This is a genomic window from Arenibacter sp. ARW7G5Y1, assembly GCF_003201775.1.
GTDB lineage: Bacteria > Bacteroidota > Bacteroidia > Flavobacteriales > Flavobacteriaceae > Arenibacter.
In genome coordinates, this window is record NZ_QJJZ01000024.1 from 39,004 (window position 1) to 60,218 (window position 21,215).

Below are 21,215 nucleotides of genomic sequence, written 5' to 3' on the forward strand. Positions count from 1 at the left end.
TGGTTCAATTTTAGGCGTTCTTTTTAAGCTTGTTGATTAAAGGAATTAACTCCACTCCGTCATAGCCCGAGGTCTTGGCCTGTTCGCAAAATCGGTCCCAGGACAATTGTTTCCCCCAATCGGTTTGAAAAAAAAGGACCTTTTCTTGACCATAGGAGAATAGTAAGGATCCAAAAAGTATGATGATAAATCGCATTATATTGGTTTGGTCGGTTTGTGTTTTAGGCGAGAATTTCGTGTATTACATGTCCTTCCACATCGGTAAGCCGGAAGGGCCTTCCTTGAAAATCAAAGGTAAACTGTTCGTGGTCAAAACCTAGAAGGTGCATCATAGTGGCGTGTACATCGTGCACGGAGACCTGGCCCTCCAGGGCGGAAAACCCGATTTCATCGGTGATCCCCCAACTGGCGCCTTTTTTTATGCCCCCACCGGCCATCCACATGGTAAAGGCATCTCCGTGGTGGTCCCTTCCCTTATAGGCCATTTCCTGACCTTCCCGGTTTTCCTGCATGGGGGTCCGGCCAAATTCGCCACCCCAGACCACCAAGGTCTCGTCCAATAGCCCCCTTTGTTTAAGATCCAGGAGAAGGGCGGACATGGGCCTGTCTATTTCGGTACATTTATTTCTCAGCCCCAGGTCTATGGCCGTATCGTGGCCTGTTCCATGGCTGTCCCAGCCCCAATCGAACAGTTGTACAAAACGCACCCCGTCCTCAACAAGCTTTCTGGCCAGAAGGCAATTGTTGGCAAAGGATTCCTTGCCCGGTCGCACCCCGTACATTTCCTTGATATGTTCGGGTTCATTGTTGATGTTCATTACTTCCGGCACTGCGGTCTGCATACGGTAGGCCATTTCGTACTGATTGATCCTGGCCAGGATCTCGGGGTCGGAATATTCGTCGAACTCTTTTTTGTTGATATTGTTTATGGCATCGATGGTGCTTTTTTTAAGATTTCGGGCAATGCCCTTGGGATCGTCTATATACAGAACCGGATCCCCTTTGGACCTGCATTGGACCCCTTGGTAGACCGATGGTAAAAAACCGCTTCCCCAAACACTTTTTCCCGCATCCGGTGTTTTCCCCCCGGAGGTCAGTACTACAAATCCTGGCAAATTCTGATTTTCGGAACCCAGGCCATAGGTGACCCATGACCCTATACTTGGCCTGCCCAATCTGGGGCTTCCGGTATGCATGAACAATTGGGCGGGCCCGTGATTGAATTGATCGGTGTTCACTGCCTTTAGGAAAGCGACTTCATCCACAACTTTGGAAAAGTGCGGCAAGAAGTTGGAGACCCAGTTCCCGGATTCCCCGTGCTGTTTAAATTCCGCTTGTGGCCCCAAAAGTTTGGGCGTTCCCCTGATAAAGGCAAATTTCTTGCCTTCCAACATGGATTGTGGGGTGACCTGTCCGTCCAGCTTTTGGAGGGCGGGCTTGTAATCGAACATTTCCAGTTGGGAGGGGGCACCTGCCATGTGCAGGTAAATAACGGACTTCACCTTGGCGGGGAAAGGAGGGGCCATGGAGGCCAATGGGTTGACATCCCTTTCTGTAAGGGCGATTTTTCCTTTTTCATTGTTGCCGAGAAAGGAATTGCAGGACATAAAGAAGGAGCCCATGGCCAAACCGCCCATCCCGGCAACGCAGTCCTTAATGAAGTGTCGACGGGTCCTGGCCTGGATTTCCCGTTGTAACTTTTCCTTTATTAATCGGTCCAAACTGTTCATAGCTACGATTTTGTTAAAAATTCATCCAAGTTCATAATGGCATTGGCCACCACGGTCAATGCCGCCAAATTGGCATCCGTACCGGTTTCAAAAGGAATGAATTCCTTGATGTTCTTCGGTTTTTCCCGGAAATCGGAAAGTGAAGTGTTGTACAGTTCCTTTAGGACGTTAAGTTTCTCGTCCGAAATATCGGCCAAAACGGCTTTCCTGTAGCCATGGCGTATACTATTGTCCACATTGCTTCCCTGGGCCATAAATTTGGCCAGATGGTAGGCCGTTTCCAGATAAACGGGATCGTTTAGGGTGACCAGGGCCTGTAATGGGGTATTGGTCACGGTCCTGCGTACCGTTGATACTTCCCTGCTTCCTGCGTCAAAAGTGAGGAAGGATGGGTAGGGGCTGGTTCTTTTTAAATAAGTGTATACTGCCTTTCGGTATTTGTCTTCCCCTTGGCTTTCTACCCAATTGCCACCGTTGTATACAGTTTGCCATATACCTTCCGGTTGTGGTGGCATAACACTTGGGCCGTACATTTTTGTGCTCAAAAGACCCGACACGGCCAAGGCCTGATCGCGAATTTGTTCCGCTCCCAATCGAATTCTGGGGCCCCGTGCATAGAGTAGGTTTTCAGGGTCCAAATTGTATAACCTGGCATTGTTCTTGGAACTCTGGCGGTAGGTACCGGACATAACAATGTCCTTTACCAGGGCCTTTATGCTCCAATTGTGCTCGTTCATGAACCTTAAGGCCAGCCAGTCCAATAATTCGGGGTGCGATGGCGGGTCGGACTGTGACCCCATATCTTCCAGGGAGGCTACTATGCCGCGGCCATAAATTTGCTGCCATACCCTATTTACAAGGGTACGTGCCGTTAGCGGGTTCTCCTTGCTGACCAGCCATTTGGACAGCCCGAGCCTATTTTTTGGCCAGGCATCGTTCCAGGCATTGAGACTTTGTGGAGTGGCGGGCTCAACGGTATCGGTTTTCATGAGCCAATTGCCCCTTTCAAAGACCTGGGTGGCCCTTTTTTGGTAGTCGGGATTTTCAATGATGATGGGCAGTGTAGGGGTGTTGGAGTTCAACAGTTTCATAAAGCTGTCATCGATCTGGGAGTATCCGGAATTATCCCCGGCCTTTATTTCCGGGAGAAATGCAAACCAGGAGATATAACTGGTGGCGCTTTTGGGAGAAATCCTGTCGTTATCGGCCTCTATATATAAGTTTATTTTGTCGTCTGTTCTTTTGAACGGGAACTTTTGGATTTCCCTTCCCTTGGTCCTGTTCGTAGTAAATTGGGACAGGATCTCCCCTTGCGCATTATCCTTTCTGATGGTCACTTTGGTTCCATCTATAGAGGAGGAATACTTCAGGTATATATGGTCGGCACCTTGGGTATGGACATCGGGGAGGTAGCAGGAGCCATTGTCCCTTAGGGCCAGCCATTTCGTGTCCGCCAAATTTCCATTGGTATAATCCTTGGCCAAATGGGCATGGTAGATCGGTTCGGAATATTGTAGGAAATTGTAATAGGCCTTGGCCACTTCCCTGTTCTCATTTTTGGCGATCCATTGGTAAATCCTATCCACTTCCTCCTGTTGTTCCCCGGAGTAAAATCGTAGATTGGGCTCATCCTCTGAAGTGTCCTCGTCCCTGGTGTTGTTAAAAAAAGCCATGAGATTGTAGTACTCCCTGTTCTTAAAGGGGTCGTAGGTATGGCTATGGCACTGTACACATCCAATGGTGGTGCTCTGCCATACTTCAAAGGTGGTGTTTACCCTGTCTATTACGGAGGCTACCCTGAATTCCTCATCCTCGGTCCCGCCCTCGTCGTTGTTCATTGTATTTCTGTGAAAGGCTGTAGCTATAAGTTGATCTACGGAAGGGTCCGGTAAAAGATCGCCCGCAAGTTGTTCAATGGTAAACCGGTCAAAGGGCATGTCATTATTCAATGCCTTTATTACCCAGTCCCTATATCGCCACATAGTCCTGCCCATGTCCTTTTCATAGCCTTTGGTGTCCGCATAACGCGCATGGTCCAACCACCAACTGGCCCACTTTTCACCATATGCATCCCTGGAGAGAAGCTCGTCCACCATATTTTCATAGGTAATTTTGCCTGTGGTAAAATCATTAAATAAGGAATCGTCCGGTGGTAGTCCCGTTATATCCAGGGACAGTCTGCGCGCCAATACGTTTTGCTCGGCAGGCGGACTTGGTTCCAAGCCGTTATTTTCCAAGGTTCTTAAAATAAAGTGGTCTATGTCATTTTTAATAAATCCTTGGGCATCCCCGGAAGAAATACCGGCCGATTGGGCAGCTTTGGGAACTTCCACTTTTTCCGGTAGGGTATAGGCCCAGTGTTTGCCCCATTTGGCACCCTGATCTACCCACTTGGTCAATAGTTCTATGTCCTCTTTTGAAAGTTTGGATTTTTTATAGGGCATGCGCAATTCCGGGTCATCTTCCTTTAAGCGCTGGATGAACGGACTTTTGGCGGCATTGCCGGGGATAATGGCGGGCCCTCCCGATTCGGTATCGGCAAAGGCCTCCTCTTCAAATAATAGACTAAATCCGCCACTTTTCTTTACCCCTCCGTGGCAGGTAATACAGTTCTTGTTCAGGATGGGTTTTATATCGGCACTAAAATCAACGGTGTCCGAGGGTTTAAGAAGGCTCCAGACAGAAATAATAAGTATAATGATACCTATAAATAAAAGACCATATGATACTTTCTTTTTCACGCTATTGTTTTTTTATCTTTATTCAATATCCATGTTTTCAAACCCATACACTTCTTCATATTTGGGGTAGGATAGCAGTAAGAAGCTCGGCTATATATTTTAAGATTATAATGATACTGCTTCATAAAATTGGGTGCAACCCGGATTTTGTCTAATGCCAATACTTTTTTGCACCAGACTAATATAAAGGTTTTTTATTAGCCTCCGTTATTTACTTCAGTTCAAGAATCCAATCCCATCAACCTGCAATATCCTATTTTTGGGATAATAAATAGGGGGTATTTTCGGCAATTGTGTGGGAAATAAGCCCCATTTGTTATCAAATATGACGTCGTTGTTGGATATTCTCTATTAATTCCGGATGTTGTTCAATCTATAATTCCAATTACATTGGAACAATGTGCTTATAAAAATATGAAATTGCAAAGGCTTTGTCAACCACAATTATTGTCCCGAGAGGGGAGGATGGTTAAAAGGGATAAGGATTTAAGTGATTCTATCCCAAGAATAGAATCACTTAAAACAATTTTGGAATTTTGTATTGAATTCCTTGGAGATTATTTCTTTAAAAGAACCACTTTAATTTCGCCTTCGGTGGCAACCTTGATCAACTCGTGCTTGGAAAGGGCCTTCATGGATTTATCCCATTTTTTGCCGCTTAGTCCCGCTTTTGTCTTAAGTTCGTCCAACGCTAGTTTGCCTTCTGGTTTTAATAAGGCAAGTATCTCTTTTTCTTCCTCGCTAAGTTCCAGTTGTTTCTTTTCTGGTCTCATTTGAGGGAAGAACAGAACTTCCTGAATAGAAGCGTTGTTGGTCATTAGCATAACCAAGCGATCAATACCTATGCCAATACCACTTGTAGGTGGCATTCCGTATTCCAAGGCCCTCAGAAAATCCTGATCAATGAACATGGCCTCGTCGTCGCCTTTTTCTGAAAGTTGAAGTTGTTCCTCAAACCTTTCCCGTTGGTCAATGGGGTCGTTCAGCTCGGAATAGGCATTGGCCAATTCCTTACCGTTTACCATGAGTTCAAAGCGTTCGGTTAATGCGGGATTGTCCCTGTGCTCCTTGCACAAAGGACTCATTTCCTTGGGGTAATCCGTGATAAAGGTAGGCTGTATGTAGTGATGTTCACATTTTTCACCGAAAATTTCATCTATGAGCTTGCCAACACCCATACTATCATCTACCTCAATATTTAGTTTTTTGGCAACTTCCTTGAGTTCCACCTCGTCCATCCCGGCAACATCAAAACCGGTATGTATTTTTATAGCCTCCAGAATAGGGACCCTAGGGTAAGGGGCCTTAAATTCGATCTCATTTTTGCCAACGGTTACTTTGGAAGTGCCGTTGGAATCGATGGCTACTTTTTCCAAAAGTTTTTCGGTCATGTCCATCATCCAATTGTAATCCTTGTAGGCCACATAAAGTTCCATGACCGTAAACTCAGGATTATGGGTGCGATCCATGCCTTCGTTCCTAAAGTCCTTGGCAAATTCATAAACGCCATCAAAGCCACCAACAATCAGTCTCTTTAGATATAGCTCATTGGCTACCCTTAGGTATAAAGGAATATTAAGTGCATTGTGGTGCGTCATAAACGGACGGGCAGCGGCGCCTCCAGGAATGGGTTGTAGTATTGGGGTCTCGACCTCCAAATAGCCGGCATCGTTAAAAAACTGGCGCATACTATTGGTTATTTTAGTACGCTTAATAAAGTTTTTCTTAACGCTTGGGTTTACTACCAAATCCACGTATCGCTGACGATAGCGCAATTCAGGGTCGTTAAATTCATCGTAAACTTTTCCGTCGGCATCTACCTTGGGCAAGGGCAAGGGACGCAAGGATTTACTTAGCAAAGTAAAATTCCTGACCATGACGGTTTTCTCGCCAACCTGTGTGGTGAAAAGTTCCCCTTCTATCCCTATAATATCGCCAATATCCAACAATTTTTTATATACATCGTTGTACAGGGTTTTATCTTCTCCAGTGCAAATTTCGTCCCTATTAAAATAGACCTGTATACGGCCTTCGCTATCCTGTAGTTCGGCAAAGGAAGCCTTGCCTTGGATTCTTCTGGACATAAGTCTTCCGGAAAGCACTACCTTTTTACCTTCTTCATAATTTTCCTTGGCATTTCTAGAAGTGCTATCTACTGGGTATAGAGCCGCGGGATAGGGATCGATGCCCAATTCCCTTAGCTTGCCAAGTTTCTCCCTTCTAATCACTTCTTGTTCCGAAAGCTGCATATTCTTATAAATTAAGGCTGCAAATATAGGTACTCTGCATTAATCTATCAATCCTAAAATCAGAATTGATCGTTTTCAAAATAGCATATTCAAATTATTCCCAATTTATTGTAACAAAATGTTCGTTTTTTAGTCTTATTGGTATACTTGTCCCGTTATGGGACTTCATCAATCAAAAATCGAAATAACCATGGGCTGTTTTAGGGTCATATTGGCCATTATTTTCCCACCCCTGGCCGTAATAGGCAAGGGGTGCGGTTCCTTTGTAATAGTTTTTCTGCTTACTCTATGTGGATGGGTACCCGGTGTAATTGCTGCATTGGTCATTCTTAACAATCCAAGCTAGGTTTTGTGGTTTGGTTTATGGGGAGAGTTTGTATCTTTGCCACATGAATAAAAGTATTCTCTTAGAAGATTTGGGATGTAAGGATTACAAGGATACTTGGGATTACCAGGAACAATTGTTCAAATCTATTATCGATTTAAAAATAAGGAATAGGAGGGAGGGTTCCCACTTGGAAACACCCAATCATTTCTTGTTTGTAGAGCATCCGCATGTCTACACTTTGGGAAAAAGTGGTGACCTGCAAAATCTGTTGGTGGATGAAAATGTACTTAATGAAAAAGGTGCCCAATTTTACAAGATAAACCGGGGCGGGGATATAACCTATCATGGCCCGGGACAGATTGTTGGTTATCCTATCCTGGACCTCGATAATTTTTTTACAGATATTCATAAATACCTGAGGCTTTTGGAGGAGATGGTTATTTTGACCTTGGCTGACTATGGACTTAAAGCGGAGCGATCTAAAGGGGAAACAGGTGTTTGGTTGGATGTGGGTACACCGTTTGCACGAAAAATATGTGCCATGGGGGTGCGGGCCAGTCGATGGGTTACCATGCACGGATTTGCCTTGAACGTAAATGTGGATTTGGGCTATTTCGACTTGATGATTCCCTGTGGTATCAAAGGGAAGGCCGTTACTTCCTTAAATGTGGAGCTTGGCGTACGGGAAGTGGATATGGCCGAGGTGAAGCAAAGGCTTCTTGGACATTTTGCAACACTTTTTGAAGCAGGGATTATAGAACAAAAAGCCGAAGTGTAAGTCTCGGTGTTTGTCGCAGGATACTGTCTTAAGAGTAAACTCCTTTATGTTTAGAGCTATTGGGGAACTAGATTACAGTTGTCTTAAAGCTAATCTGGCTAATACGTGTAAATGTATTCAATTCCATAAATAACCTTGTCCCTAGCTAAACCCCGGGAAAAGTACTTGATTCCATTATTGTTTTAACTTAATCTTCAAAAGAGGTAAGCACACTCTTGCTTATTAGGCTACCTTTTTTATTGTAGGTTTCCTGCTGTACCATGCCGTAACCTTCAGCCAGCCACAACTTATTGCTGTTCGTCATCTTAACACCCATTTTGGCCTCCGTATCAAAGGTAATTACATAGCAATCAAAAGTGCCGGCCGGGGTGGTTATGGATTCGTTGCCTTCTACTTTTCTGTTGAAAAAATTCATATTCATTTTCATATTAAGGGGAGGCATCTTAACCGTCATCAATACATCGGCATCGGGTAGTGACTGTCCGGTATTGAGGTTATTGGGGTATAAAAGATCGGTTCCGGTCATTTCCACTTCCAAATCCTTGTATTGCCCCATTACTTCGGGCGACATCATGGAACTAAAATCTACTTTAATCCCCTCATTCGTACAAGTAACTCCATAATCCGAACTCAAAATCATTTTGCCTTTTTCATCGTGCATTTCGTAATATAAGGTAGCTGTATTGCCAACAAATTCCTTAACCACGTAATCCAATACTCCTGACACTTTATCTTTCTTGTCATAATTGGTAATTTGGAATTTGGTACCCTCATCCATTGGGAAGTATTTGCTACATTCCTGTGAAAAAGTTGTAGTGGCTACAAGAAAAAAACTATAAACTAAGGCAAGTGTTCTCATATTTATTATTTAGATTGAATATTTTTTTAAGTTATATTTTTTTGAATACGACACGCCTGTTCTGGGCTTTGCCATCTGGAGTATTATTGTCCCCAATGGGTTCGCTTTCTCCCTTGCCCTGGGTTTGTAAACGGCCGTCTGTAATGCCATAAACATTTACTAGGGCATTTTTTACCGCAGCAGCTCGTTTTTGGGATAGGCTTAAATTGGCATCACCGGATCCATCTGCGTCCGTATGTCCAACTATCATAAGGTTCATTCCTTTTTCTTCCTGCAAAACTTGCGAAATTTGTCGTATGATCCCCATGGATTGAGGTTGGATGTTGGCCGAGCCGGAATCGAACAGAATGCCATTGGTGGAAACTTCCCCCTCGGCAATCAATTTGCGTCTGAGGTCTACCCCTCCTTCGGCCACTTTTAAATTGGTGATAAATATTCGTTCCTTTCCATCTTTTAAATTGTTGACATTAAATTTTAAGGAAGAAATATGTTCTCCCAAAGGGATAAATTTTGGAATATCAACGTATTTATGCTCATTGACCCAGACCCTGAATCTCTGACCATTAACGGCAATGGATATATGGGGTCTATTTAGTACTTCGTCCCTTATATCGGCCCTAATGGCATTGTTTATCTCACTTCCCGCTACTTTATCGAAGTTCTTTACCCTTATATTGAAGGCGCCATATTGTCCTACAGGGAACCATACATAACCGTAATACTGGCCTGCCTTGAATTTTGGGTCATCACTGAGGGTTAAGCTTATACCTGCTGTAGAGGAAGTTTTCTGATCCAGTCCAGAGGTCAACAAATCAAATTCAATGGTATAATCTTCAGGAAGTTTGGGAGCAATAGGAATGTAATAGGTATTCCATCCCGGCAAGAATTCCAACCATTTTTCGGAAGACTCATTGATCGTTACCACTTCCCCACTCCCGTTCGTATCCCATTTGGAAGGGAAGTCACCAATAAAATCGTTGGAAAAGTCATCGAAAAATAGAGGTTTGTCTCCGGGGACATAGTCAAATTTACTATATACTTGGATTGTCTTGGCAGTACCCTGGGCAACCTTGGTTCCGTTGCCCGAGTTGTCGCCGGTATTTCCGTGATTGCCTTGGTCCGAAGGAGGTAATGGGCTGTCTATTTGTGGGTTGGAAGTTGGTTTTTTAGAGCCAGGTTCCAATATACTGTCCAATACGGCATCTGTTTTTTTTGAAGCTTCCCTATCTACACGGTTTTCTACGGTCCGCTCCACGGCTCTTTCTGCACGTTTGCCCAATTTTTTCAAGATTTGGCCTTGTAGGGAGGCGGAAAAAAAGAAAACCAATAGAATAGCTGGAATTGTTTTGGGGAATGCCTTTAAGGGATTCATAATCTTTCGTTTTTTATGTTCTCGTAGTGTTTTTGACTCAATCAACTTTAGGTCGATAAACCAACTAAATTTAACAAAATTTCGGGCTTGTGCAGAGATAGGTGTATATCTTGCATGTTTTTATGTATTAATGGTGTGTTACAACCAATGTTTAACATTTACATCGGAAATATTTGTAAAAAAAGAAATGCCACTAGGCATTGATAAGCCTAAAAATGTAGGATTAATGGGGAAATTGAGTATTATTTTTAAGATTAAAAAAAGCAGAAAATTCTTGCCTTTTTATCAATTGTCAGGAAAATTTAAATGATGTGTTTTTCCTAATTTATTTTATAAACTATTATGGAGTTATCCTGATCCTTTGCAACAAGCTCCAGCTTATGATCGTTGTCCATATCAATTAGATCGATACTGGAATTGCCGGGTACGGGAAAGTTGGAAATAGCTTCTGCCTGACTATCGAAAAGATAGATTTTTTGGTTCTGTATATCCGTAACGCTGATATATATCTTGTCGTTTAAATAGAAAATCTTGGGTTTTGAATATACCCCAAGCTCCAACTCCACCTTTTTGCTCCTTATGGTCAGCACATTGTCGTTCATAATGGCCAGGGTATTACTTGTGGCATCCAAACCGTGGTCGGGGAGCAGGTTTAGGTTGGCTGCATTTGTTTTGCCATTTTCGTCTATTTGGAAAAGACGTCCTTTGGTGTCAGTAACGGTAAACTTGTTTTTATGTAGCAGTATTTCATTATCGGAAAAGCTAATTTTGTTCGAGACATTAACCCGTGTATCACCGGTTCTGGACAATATTTTTAGTTCTCCGCCTTCCTGTTTCATGACCAAATAATCTTTTTTGCCTACCCTAAAATGTTTGGGTGTGCCCAGGATGGGATTTGCCGACTTCGTGTACTTAAAGCCCTTTACAATTTGTCCCGAGCTATTGTACATAAATATTTTTGTTCCCTGTGTTACCAAAAACCGGTAATCCTTTCTACGGTCGTAATCAAATACAGCCAAGGGGTTTAAGTTGCCTCCTTCGTAGGTGAAGGTAAAGGGGGGCACATCCTTACCATTTCTGTCTACTATCATAAACTGATTGTCCGTAGTGAATGCGAGTTGCAATCTTCCATTTTTGTATAGGTCTACCTGTTCTACACGTCCTTGGATCCTACCACTTAGTTGTTTTTTCCAAATTACCTTACCGTCCGTAGAAATTAGATAGAGATTGTTGTCCTGGTCCTGAACTATAATTTCTTCCTTGTTGGTCCTATGGTTTTTTACAAATTGGGGAGGTGTCACGATTTCTGTATCCAACTGTAGGGTGAAATAGGGAATGGTTTTGTTGAGGGTAGTTTCGTGGGCGATTTTTTGAAAAAGTATATTGGTATGATGAAAATTATCGTCCGCTACCATTTGCGCGGCAAAGGAATATTCTGTTAATTCCTTGGTTTTAATATTTTTAGCGATGTCCTTGACTATGTATTGGTCCAAAAAATATTCAATACCCTTGGCGTTGGAGACAAAGAGCATAGAGGATTCGTCTGCCAATTGCTCTTTTGCTGTTTTGTAAACAGATGTTTTTTCAAAAGTGGAAACATTTTTAAAATTACCAATGATGGTCTTTAAGGTCTCCGGAGTAGGGGAGAACACAAAAGCATTTTCTATGATCGTATAATAATTTGCTTCAAAATCCTGTACTAGTGGGTTGAAATAATGATTAAGGAAGTCGGACTTGGAGAGTCCAACAATTTCATTGCCTTGGTATTCTTCTGAAGTTTTCTCCAATTTATCCAGGTAGTTAAGGATATTTTCGGAGCCGTAGGTGTGGAGAATTGCGGCCTTTTCATTGTTCAGATACACGAATCCAATTTCTTCCACTGCCTTAAAGGTAGTGTCTATAACTGTGGAACGGTCCAAATATTTTTTTTGGTTTAACGCAAAGTCTTTATAATTGTCAAAAGTAAAGGCCAAAATGGCATCCGAGTTCATTGGGGCCAGAGTTGGTGTCTTTGGCGTTAGGGCATGGCTGTTTTTAAAAAGATTACTAAAGTTTATGATAGAATCGTTGGCCATGCTAATGCCATTGAGTTTTAGGTGGTCCTTATTGGTGTTAAAATCCAGGGATATCCAGTCCGTAAATTTGGAAATGTCGATTTGATGCCCATCGGACATAATGTGGTTGAGCAAGGAATTACTTTTATTGGTGTTTATGAAAATATTGGCACTGCTCTGGTTATTGGCAATCTGATACAATTTATTTAAGGATTCGTCTGCCGTTAAATCCTGTTCATTGCGCAAAATATTTTCGATCAACATTTGGGCGGTACTAACTATAATTTTGTCGTCTAAAACCGTTGAAAAGAAATTTGCCCCGTCCACACTGTAGCTGTCAAAGTTCTTTCCCTCATAACCTACGTTTTCAATTACGTTATTGCTTCCTTCGGCAATTTGAAAAAGGTCATCACTGTTTTCGGCAATCAATAACAATTCAAAATTTGCCTTTCCCAATTCCACAAAGGCCAAAATACTCTCTCCATTGGGTTGGATATATTTCAGTGCTTTCAGCTTTTCCTGAATGGCGTTATAGGAGGTCGTAGCGGACAAGGTCTTAAGAAGGTCGCTGTTCTCCAGTTCACTGGAAAAAGAGGGCTTGTCATTTATTTTTATAATAATGGCACTATTCTGGGGAACGTAATAGAGTATTGGGGAGGTTTTGGGGCTTTGTTTCGAGCATCCGGTCAATATTAAGAAGAGTACCGCAAATAATTTGATTTTCATAAATAAATCTTTCAACAAATTTAGGATTTTTAAACGTCTAGTTTTAATTGATCGGGTAATTGTCTAAAAGTTTTTCGATGATATTTGGTAATACCGTACTTCCGTATGGCCGCCCTGTGTTCCTTGGTGGGATAGCCTTTGTTTTTTATCCAATTGTACATGGGGTATTCCAAGTGGATTTTCTCCATGTAGGCATCCCTGAAGGTTTTTGCCAGGATGGAAGCGGCCGCAATGCTTAGGTATTTTCCATCTCCTTTAATAATGCAGGCGTGGGGGATGTTTTTGTAGGGATTAAATCTATTGCCGTCTACAATGATAAGTTCGGGGGCCGTGTTTAATTGATCCAAGGCCTTGTGCATGGCCAAAAAGGAAGCGTTCAAAATGTTTATTTTGTCAATTTCATCTGGAAAAACATGGGCAATTCCAAAACTACTGGCATTGGTTTCTATTATTGGCCTAAGTAAATCCCTTTTGGCAGGGGATAAAATTTTGGAGTCGTTAAGGGTGCTGTTCGAAAACTCTTTTGGTAAAATAACGGCTGCAGCGGTTACGGGTCCTGCCAAACAACCACGACCCGCTTCATCGGTTCCTGCTTCCAGTTCGTATTTGTAGAAAGTTTTTAGCATTTATGCATGGTTCTATTGTTCTTGGGTATGCAAATACTTCCTGAATTTGGATAGTTGCATGTGAGTCAAGCCCAACAAAAGTGAGTGCTTTTCTTCTGTGAAAGTCAAATATAAAAATTTATAAAAGGGTTGAATGCCCATTGTAAACAAATTCTTAAGTACGTTATGGAATTGTCCCGGATTGGGTTCTAATTCTGGAATGAAGGAAGTTGGTAAGTGACCACGGAACAATAGGGACAAGAAAATATCTAGGGGCTAAAAAGGCAATATAGGATTTATTGGGTTATTTAAAACTGTTAAAGTATCTACAACACACATAGTAGGAATCTTCTTAGGTTAAGAATATATAAGAATTTGGCAATATTCTTTAAACTAAATGCTGTTAATTCATTAAAATATTAACAAAAAAATAATAATAGGCATAAGTTTAACAAATTGTAATCCTTCTGTTAAATTTCTTAGGTTTTTTAACGAATTTTTTACAAGTTTGTGGCAGACTAATTCTTAAAAAAAAGTAAATGAAATCAAAACTAACTTGGATTTTAGTTCCGATCATGGGGCTAATTATGAGTTTTTCCTACGCGCAGGAAAAAACTATCTCTGGTACGGTGACCGACCAAATGGGTCTGGCCTTACCTGGCGTAAACATTTTGGTGGAAGGGACCACTAATGGAACACAAACTGATTTTGATGGTAATTATACCATTCAAGGGAGTGAAGGGCAAACCTTATTGTTCAGTTATATTGGACAAATGAGTGTTACAAAAGTAATAGGCGCAACGTCCACAATCGATGTTGTTATGCAGGAGGATGCCCAGGCCTTGGAGGAGGTAGTAGTTACTGCCTTGGGTATTTCAAGGGATAAAAAATCCTTGGGATATGCTACACAGGAGGTTCAAGGTGAGGACTTGAATACAGTGAAGAGCGGAAACTTTGTAAATGCCCTTTCGGGAAAGGCTTCCGGTATTCAGATCAAAAAAAATAACAACCTGGGGGGTTCCACCAATGTGGTGATTAGGGGTAATGCCTCGTTGACCGGGAGTAACCAGGCGCTGTTCGTTATAGATGGTGTGCCGGTAAACAATACGAATACCAATTCCAAATATCAAGGTGAGGCAAGTGGTAACTATTATGATTACGGTAATACCGCCTCTGATATCAACCCTGATGATATTGAATCGGTAAACGTTTTAAAGGGAGCGGCCGCTTCTGCCTTATATGGCTCAAGGGCAGCCAATGGGGTTATCATGATAACCACCAAAAAAGGAAAGGATGCACAAGGCATTGGGGTTACTGTTAGTTCTGGAATTACAATAGGCTCCATAGATAAAAGTACATTTGCCAAGTACCAAAACCAATACGGTGCAGGTTATGGACCTTATTACGGGCCTGATGAGGATGATTTTTATAATATGCAGGATGTTACCGGTGATGGTGTTGCCGATCTAACCGTACCGTTTACAGAAGATGCTTCCTATGGTGGAAGGTTCGACCCAAATCTGTTGATCTACCAGTGGGATGCCTTGGATCCGGATTCTCCAAATTATAGAACGGCTACCCCATGGGTAAATGCCAAGAACGGGCCAATCACATTTTTTGAGACTCCGGTTACAACGACCAATTCGGTTTCTTTTGCTAGGTCTTATGAGGATGATGGTTCTTTTAGATTGAATTACACCCAATTTGATCAGAGCGGTTTAATGCCGAACAGTTCCATTAAAAAACACAATTTTTCCATGAGTGGATCCTTTAAATTGACGGATCGATTAACGGTTACTGGATATGCCAATTATATCAATACAAAGGCATTGGGCCGTAACTCTACGGGTTATAGTGATAACATTGTCAGTAATTTTAAGCAATGGTGGCAGACCAACGTGGATATTAAGGATTTAAAGGATATCTATTTTAATACGAAAAGGAACGTAACGTGGAACCCTGCAAGTACTGATGCCGGTTCGGCACCGATTTATTGGGACAATCCATATTGGACCCGTTACGAGAATTACCAAAACGATTCTAGAAATCGTTTTATAGGTAATGTATCCTTGGATTATAAGTTTACGGATTGGTTGAACTTTACTGCAAGAGCGGCGACAGATACCTATTCCGAGATACAAGAGGAAAGAAGGGCCAACGGTAGTGTGCCAACAGAATTTGGTATTCCGGATAGTGCAGGAAACAGGGGTAACGTGGATTCAGGTTATGGAAGAAGAAATCTGGAAGTTACAGAGACCAACTACGATTTCATGTTTAATTTTCAAAAGGACCTTTCCGATCAATTTAATTTGAAAGGGATATTGGGTACCAATATTAGAAGAAGTGAATTTCAATCTATTTATTCTGCTACGAGTGGCGGGCTGAGTGTCCCAAGACTTTACTCTTTGCAGAACAGTACAGGACCACTTGGACTTCCGGTTGAAAATGATGAAAAAGTAGGTATAGATGGTATTTATGCCAGCGCATCTTTGGGTTACAACAGTATACTTTTCTTGGATGCCACCATAAGAAGGGATCACTCTTCTACATTGCCTGAGGACAATAGTACTTTTTATTATCCTTCCGTAGCCACTAGTTTCGTTTTTACCAATCTTTTGAATGCTGATTTTGTAACCTTTGGTAAATTGAGGGCTAACTATGCGGAAGTGGGGAACAGTGCACCTTTCGATTATCTATACGATACCTATAACGTGAACATTCCACCAGGGGCGCCAAGTACTTCTGTTGACAATGAGAAAAAGAATCCTAATTTGAAGCCCGAAAAAACCGAAAGCTTTGAACTTGGTTTGGAAATGAAGTTTTTACGTAATAGATTGAGTTTTGATCTTGCTTATTACCAGACCAATTCTGTTGATCAAATTTTTGGAGTTCCGGTGTCTAGAGCCACAGGTTATGAAAAAAAGATATTGAATGCAGGTGAAATTGAGAACAAGGGTGTGGAGCTTTCCATTTCCGGAAATCCAGTCAGGACCGATAACTTTAGTTGGACAGCCATGGTCAACTGGACCAAGAATAAAAATGAGGTGGTATCATTGGAAGATGGAATCCAGACCTTGCAATTGGGGGATTTCCAAGGAGGTGTAACCCTTAATGCGGAAGTAGGACAGCCCTATGGAGTAATTTACGGAACGGATTACACCTATCTAAATGGTGAAAGGGTAGTTGATCCAGCGGATGGACAGTATATTAAAACGTCTACTTCGGATCAAAAAATTGGAGACACCAATCCAGATTGGTTGATGGGGATTTCCAATAAATTTAATTACAAGAATTTCTCGTTAAGCTTTTTGATCGATATTCAACAAGGGGGTAGCATATTCTCCTTGGATCAATACTACGGCCTTGCAACAGGTCTGTATGCAGAGACTGTCTTTATTAACGATCTGGGTAATCCCGTAAGGAATACCTTGGCCGATGGTGGTGGATTTATCAATGAAGGTGTAAATCCTGATGGAACAACAAACACTTCTAGGATCAGGGCCGACCGATTCGGAGCTCTTGGATATAGAAGAGGTTTACCGGATAAAGCATTTGTTTATGATGCCAGTTATGTAAAATTACGTGAAGTGGCACTTACTTATAATTTGCCAAGCAAATTGTTGGCCAGTACATTCTTGACCAATGCTAGTTTAAGCGTTATTGGATCAAACCTTTGGATTATAGATAAAAACTTGCCTCATGCAGATCCAGAAAGTGGTTTGTCTGCCGGTAACCTTCAAGGTTATTCCGTTGGATCATTACCAACTACAAGGGATCTTGGTGTCAATCTTAAATTACAATTCTAAAAAAAATAAAAATGAAAAAACTAGCAATATTAATTACTGCCGTGATTTTTGCTTCTTGTTCCAGTGATTTGGAGAGTCTGAACGAGAATATTAAGGATCCATTGGCCGTGCCGGGCGAAAGTTTATTCACCGGAGCGCAGAAAAGTTTGGTAGACCAAGTGGTGGATCTAAATGTGAACAATAACAATACTAAACTTTGGGCACAATACTTACAGGAAACCACCTATACGGACGAAAGTAACTATGATCAGGTTACCAGAACTATTCCTGAAAAGCATTGGAGTGTTTTGTACAAAGATGTTTTAAAGGACTTGGATGAGGCAAAAAGGGTTATTTCTGAAACCACCTATCTTACGGCGGAACTAGAAGAGTTAAAACCTAACAAGCTGACCATTATCGAAATTCTTAATGTGTACACCTACAGTATCCTGGTAGAGACCTTTGGGGATGTTCCTTATTCAGAAGCTTTGGATATTAACAACCTGCTACCGAAGTATGATGACGGTGAAACCATTTATAAGGATTTGATTGGTAGATTGACTGCTGCAATAAGTGCTTTGGATGTTAATACAGGAAGTTTTGGTAGTGCCGATAGAATATATGGAGGTGACGTGGCACAATGGAAGAAATTTGCTGCTTCCCTAAAATTGAGAATGGGTATACTTTTGTCCGATAAGGATGCTGCATTTGCCAAGTCCACTGTGGAGAGTGCCGTTGCAACAGGGGTGTTTACAAGTAATGCAGACAATGCATCCTATACCTATTTGGGGTCAGATCCCAATACAAACCCTATTCACGATAATTTGGTATTGAGCGGAAGAAAGGATTTTGTTGCCGCCACTACGATCATCGACGTTATGAATGCTTTGGACGACCCAAGAAGACCCCTTTATTTTACTCCCACCGAAGACGGTACCTACAAAGGAGGTAACATAGGGGAAACATCCAGTTATACTACTTATTCACATGTCTCTGCCCAAGTGGAGGAAGCAACTTTTCCTGGGATAATTTTGGATTATGCCGAGGTGCGATTTTTATTGGCGGAAGCACGGGCAAGGTTATTTGAGGTGGGTGGAACTCCCAAAGAACATTATGATGCGGCTATAACGGCCTCCATTCTGGATTGGGGAGGAACTGCTACAGAGGCGGCCGATTATTTGGCGCAGCCTAATGTGGATTATGACCTGTCTATTTTGGCAAGTACGGCTACCACACCTTGGAAAGAGGTTATTGGAACCCAAAAGTGGATTGCCTTATACAATAGAGGCTTGGAGGCTTGGACATCCATCAGGTTATTGGATTATCCGGCTATGGCAGTTCCTACTGATGCCGTTTCAGGTTTTCCAAACAGATATACCTATCCAATTATAGAACAATCCTTAAACGGAGCCAATTATGGAACTGCTTCTGCTGCCATAGGCGGCGATGAGGCGGAGACTAAATTGTTCTGGGATTTGAACTAGAATATTCCTTCTTGATAGGGCTAAGAACCTGCAGGTATCCCCTGCAGGTTTTTTTTGTCGTTTTCGTTTGTTGTTCTTAAAATAGGATAGGTACTGTGCATTGGGTGCTGTTGGCATTGGCATTTCTATGGCAGATAAGATGTTGTTTTTCTGTTTTTTAAACTTTCACATTTCATTAAGGACAAAAAAATTAACTTTGTCGACGTAAGTTTGTAGCATGAGATATTTGTTGGCACTTTTAATAGTGTTTTTTAGTCAGGCCATTAGTGCACAGGAAGATGCTGTTGCCCCTCCAGGAAACCCAGGTGAGGCTAATATGGGGCGTAAAGTTGGAAATCTACCGCCTAAAAAGAAGGAGGGGGACAAGGGGCAGGATGTGACCATCAGGGATTACAAGATCATTGGTTATGAAAGGGATACTACCTTTTTGGATACGACGATTTCCATACAGAAGGAGTATAAATATAATTTTTTGCGGAAGGACGATTTTGAGTTGATGCCGTTTGCCAATGTCGGGCAACCTTATAATAAATTGGGGGTTAATTTTGATGTAAAGGATACCTATCCCAAGTTGGGTGCCAGTGCGAAGCACTATAACTATATGGAAGTCCGGGATGTTGATTATTATAATGTGGCAACCCCAATGAGCGACCTAATGTTTAAAACCACCTTTGAGCAAGGACAGCTTCTGGATGCATTGTTGGCCTTTAATACCTCTAAAAGATTAAATTTTTCAATAGGTTTTAAGGGTTTTAGGTCTCTGGGCAAATATCAATATAGTGAAGCTGAGTCTGGGAATTTTAAGATGACTGCCAACTATGAGACCAAGGACAAACGCTATAATTTAAGGGCGCACGGCGCGGCTCAAAATTCCTTGGCAGAGGAAAATGGCGGATTGTCCAATAAGGAACTGCAATTTGAATCCGGGGATTCCGATTTTAAGGACCGTTCAAGATTGGATGTGCTTTTTTCCAATGCAACCAACCGCCTATTGGGGAAAAGGTATTATTTGGATCATCGGTATATTTTGTTTGGCAGTAAGATAGATTCGGGCAAGACTAGGACAACTGCTTTGGCGCTTGGACATGAATTTACTTATGAGACCAAATACTATCAATATAAACAAACCGCCCAAAACGACTATTTTGGGGATGGCTATGATTCCAGTATATCGGATAAGGCTAGCTTAAAAACGACCTATAATCAGGTCTATGCCCAATTTTCAAATAAGACATTAGGGGTATTGACGGGGCTTATCAATCATTACCATTACAACTATTTTTTTAATTCGGTCTTGCAAACGCCTACCCAGCTTATTCAAAGCCAGTTAAGTGGCGATGAAATCTCTGCTGGGGCCAAATACGTAAAGAAGATCGGTGGTTTTCAGTTGAATGGGTCGGCACAGGTCAATATATCCGGGGATCTGTCGGGGAATTTATTGGACGCCTTCGCCAGTTACGACATTAACAAGAACAACAAGCTTAAATTTTCCTTGCACTCATCTTCGCGTATGCCCAATTTTAATTTCTTGTTATATCAAAGTGATTACAGTAATTACAACTGGCAACATACTGGCGACTTTAATAAGATAAACAATAACGGTTTTCAATTTGATCTGGACTCCAAGGTTTTTGGCAATTTAATGGCTAAATACACTTCTTTGGACAATTACACCTACTTTGCTTCCGACCCTTCGGAAACTGTGGTTGAAGGTGGGGAGCAGGCATTTGTTAAACCGTTTCAGGAGGGGGGTACCATTAATATTCTTAAGGTCAAATATGCCAAGGAATTTAAATGGAAGGGTTTTGCACTCAATAATACTGTAATGTATCAGGATGTTTCCCAGGCCAATAATGTTTTAAACGTACCACAAGTGGTTACAAGAAATACTTTGTATTATTCGAACTTCGGGTTTAAAAAGGCGCTATACTTTCAGACAGGGGTTACCCTGAAATATTTTACTGCCTACAACGCGGATGCCTATAATCCGGTGTTGGGGGAATTCTATTTGCAGAACCAAGAGGAATTGGGTGGTTTCCCGATGTTGGACTTTTTTATTAATGCCAGGGTGCAGCAAACTAGGATATTCTTAAAGGCCGAACACTTCAATTCTTCATTTTCCGGCAACAATTTTTATGCTGCTCCGAATTATCCTTACAGGGATTTTGTGATTCGATTTGGGTTGGTTTGGAATTTCTTTTCATAGTACAATGTTTATATTATTCGGGTTTTTGAAAGGATTGTCTTTTGGTGTTCTTGGAACGTAAAAAAAAATACATAAATATTTCATCTGCAAATCAGCTTGTTACAGCGTAATTGAAAAATCTTTTAAAAATAAACCGAAAAAGGTTTTGCGTAAACGAAAAAAGTATCCTACATTTGCACCCGCTTAGAGAAAGAGCGAGAGTAGAAAAGAAGAGAAACAAGTTCATTGATATATTGTAAAGACAGCGTGCCACATACCCGGTAACGGGGATGTGGCGCAGAGAAATAAATCGAAATAA

The 21,215-nt window shown here is 41.7% G+C and carries 13 protein-coding genes; 5 read left to right on the forward strand and 8 right to left on the reverse strand.

Annotated features, from left to right (window positions below; genetic code table 11):
- Positions 1-10: 10 nt before the first annotated feature.
- The 4 genes from C7972_RS23965 to lysS all read right to left on the reverse strand — a co-directional run bounded on the left by C7972_RS23965 (position 11) and on the right by lysS (position 6,720).
- On the reverse strand, positions 11-196 hold the full coding sequence (locus C7972_RS23965) for a hypothetical protein (RefSeq protein WP_181422968.1): 186 nt from the start codon (positions 194-196) through the stop codon (positions 11-13).
- 25 nt (positions 197-221) lie between these two features.
- On the reverse strand, positions 222-1,730 hold the full coding sequence (locus tag C7972_RS22130; protein WP_110358345.1) for a DUF1501 domain-containing protein: 1,509 nt from the start codon (positions 1,728-1,730) through the stop codon (positions 222-224).
- Positions 1,731-1,732: 2 nt separating this feature from the next.
- Entirely contained in the window at positions 1,733-4,471 is a 2,739-nt protein-coding gene (locus C7972_RS22135; RefSeq protein ID WP_110358346.1) for a PSD1 and planctomycete cytochrome C domain-containing protein, read from the reverse strand.
- A 557-nt stretch (positions 4,472-5,028) separates the two neighbouring features.
- A complete protein-coding gene (gene lysS, locus C7972_RS22140) occupies positions 5,029-6,720 on the reverse strand; it encodes a lysine--tRNA ligase (protein ID WP_110358347.1) in 1,692 nt (563 codons plus the stop codon).
- Between the two features lie 190 nt (positions 6,721-6,910).
- Between lysS and C7972_RS22145 the strand changes: the two genes are divergently transcribed.
- Both C7972_RS22145 and lipB read left to right on the forward strand, forming a co-directional pair.
- Entirely contained in the window at positions 6,911-7,066 is a 156-nt protein-coding gene (locus C7972_RS22145; RefSeq protein WP_110358361.1) for a YqaE/Pmp3 family membrane protein, read from the forward strand.
- Positions 7,067-7,109: 43 nt separating this feature from the next.
- Positions 7,110-7,826: a lipoyl(octanoyl) transferase LipB gene (gene lipB, locus C7972_RS22150; RefSeq protein ID WP_110358348.1), complete on the forward strand. Its 717-nt coding sequence runs from the start codon at positions 7,110-7,112 to the stop codon at positions 7,824-7,826.
- 187 nt (positions 7,827-8,013) lie between these two features.
- On the opposite strand, the gene C7972_RS22155 is transcribed toward lipB, so the two are convergent.
- From C7972_RS22155 to C7972_RS22175, 4 genes are all read right to left on the reverse strand, one after another.
- Entirely contained in the window at positions 8,014-8,685 is a 672-nt protein-coding gene (locus C7972_RS22155; RefSeq protein ID WP_110358349.1) for a hypothetical protein, read from the reverse strand.
- 31 nt (positions 8,686-8,716) lie between these two features.
- Positions 8,717-10,057, reverse strand: coding sequence for an OmpA family protein (locus C7972_RS22160; RefSeq protein WP_110358350.1), 1,341 nt, complete (start codon positions 10,055-10,057; stop codon positions 8,717-8,719).
- Positions 10,058-10,377: 320 nt separating this feature from the next.
- Positions 10,378-12,837 carry a ribonuclease HII gene (locus tag C7972_RS22170; protein ID WP_110358352.1) on the reverse strand — a complete coding sequence of 820 codons (2,460 nt, stop codon included), beginning with the start codon at positions 12,835-12,837 and terminating at the stop codon, positions 10,378-10,380.
- Positions 12,838-12,866: 29 nt separating this feature from the next.
- A complete protein-coding gene (locus tag C7972_RS22175; RefSeq protein WP_110358353.1) occupies positions 12,867-13,463 on the reverse strand; it encodes a ribonuclease HII in 597 nt (198 codons plus the stop codon).
- 518 nt (positions 13,464-13,981) lie between these two features.
- Between C7972_RS22175 and C7972_RS22180 the strand changes: the two genes are divergently transcribed.
- The 3 genes from C7972_RS22180 to C7972_RS22190 all read left to right on the forward strand — a co-directional run bounded on the left by C7972_RS22180 (position 13,982) and on the right by C7972_RS22190 (position 20,917).
- Positions 13,982-17,248, forward strand: a complete 3,267-nt coding sequence (locus C7972_RS22180; RefSeq protein ID WP_110358354.1) for a SusC/RagA family TonB-linked outer membrane protein — start codon at positions 13,982-13,984, stop codon at positions 17,246-17,248.
- Between the two features lie 11 nt (positions 17,249-17,259).
- Positions 17,260-18,711: a SusD/RagB family nutrient-binding outer membrane lipoprotein gene (locus C7972_RS22185; RefSeq protein WP_110358355.1), complete on the forward strand. Its 1,452-nt coding sequence runs from the start codon at positions 17,260-17,262 to the stop codon at positions 18,709-18,711.
- Positions 18,712-18,928: 217 nt separating this feature from the next.
- Entirely contained in the window at positions 18,929-20,917 is a 1,989-nt protein-coding gene (locus C7972_RS22190; RefSeq protein ID WP_110358356.1) for a putative porin, read from the forward strand.
- The last annotated feature ends 298 nt before the right edge of the window (positions 20,918-21,215 follow it).

Excerpts from the sequence above, each read along its gene's own strand:
- C7972_RS23965 (WP_181422968.1), bottom strand. The coding sequence starts at position 196 with ATGCGATTTATCATCATACTTTTTGGATCCTTACTATTCTCCTATGGT.
- C7972_RS22130 (WP_110358345.1), bottom strand. The coding sequence starts at position 1,730 with ATGAACAGTTTGGACCGATTAATAAAGGAAAAGTTACAACGGGAAATC.
- lysS (WP_110358347.1), bottom strand. The coding sequence starts at position 6,720 with ATGCAGCTTTCGGAACAAGAAGTGATTAGAAGGGAGAAACTTGGCAAG.
- C7972_RS22145 (WP_110358361.1), top strand. The coding sequence starts at position 6,911 with ATGGGCTGTTTTAGGGTCATATTGGCCATTATTTTCCCACCCCTGGCC.
- lipB (WP_110358348.1), top strand. The coding sequence starts at position 7,110 with ATGAATAAAAGTATTCTCTTAGAAGATTTGGGATGTAAGGATTACAAG.
- C7972_RS22155 (WP_110358349.1), bottom strand. The coding sequence starts at position 8,685 with ATGAGAACACTTGCCTTAGTTTATAGTTTTTTTCTTGTAGCCACTACA.
- C7972_RS22160 (WP_110358350.1), bottom strand. The coding sequence starts at position 10,057 with ATGAATCCCTTAAAGGCATTCCCCAAAACAATTCCAGCTATTCTATTG.
- C7972_RS22170 (WP_110358352.1), bottom strand. The coding sequence starts at position 12,837 with ATGAAAATCAAATTATTTGCGGTACTCTTCTTAATATTGACCGGATGC.
- C7972_RS22175 (WP_110358353.1), bottom strand. The coding sequence starts at position 13,463 with ATGCTAAAAACTTTCTACAAATACGAACTGGAAGCAGGAACCGATGAA.
- C7972_RS22180 (WP_110358354.1), top strand. The coding sequence starts at position 13,982 with ATGAAATCAAAACTAACTTGGATTTTAGTTCCGATCATGGGGCTAATT.
- C7972_RS22185 (WP_110358355.1), top strand. The coding sequence starts at position 17,260 with ATGAAAAAACTAGCAATATTAATTACTGCCGTGATTTTTGCTTCTTGT.
- C7972_RS22190 (WP_110358356.1), top strand. The coding sequence starts at position 18,929 with ATGAGATATTTGTTGGCACTTTTAATAGTGTTTTTTAGTCAGGCCATT.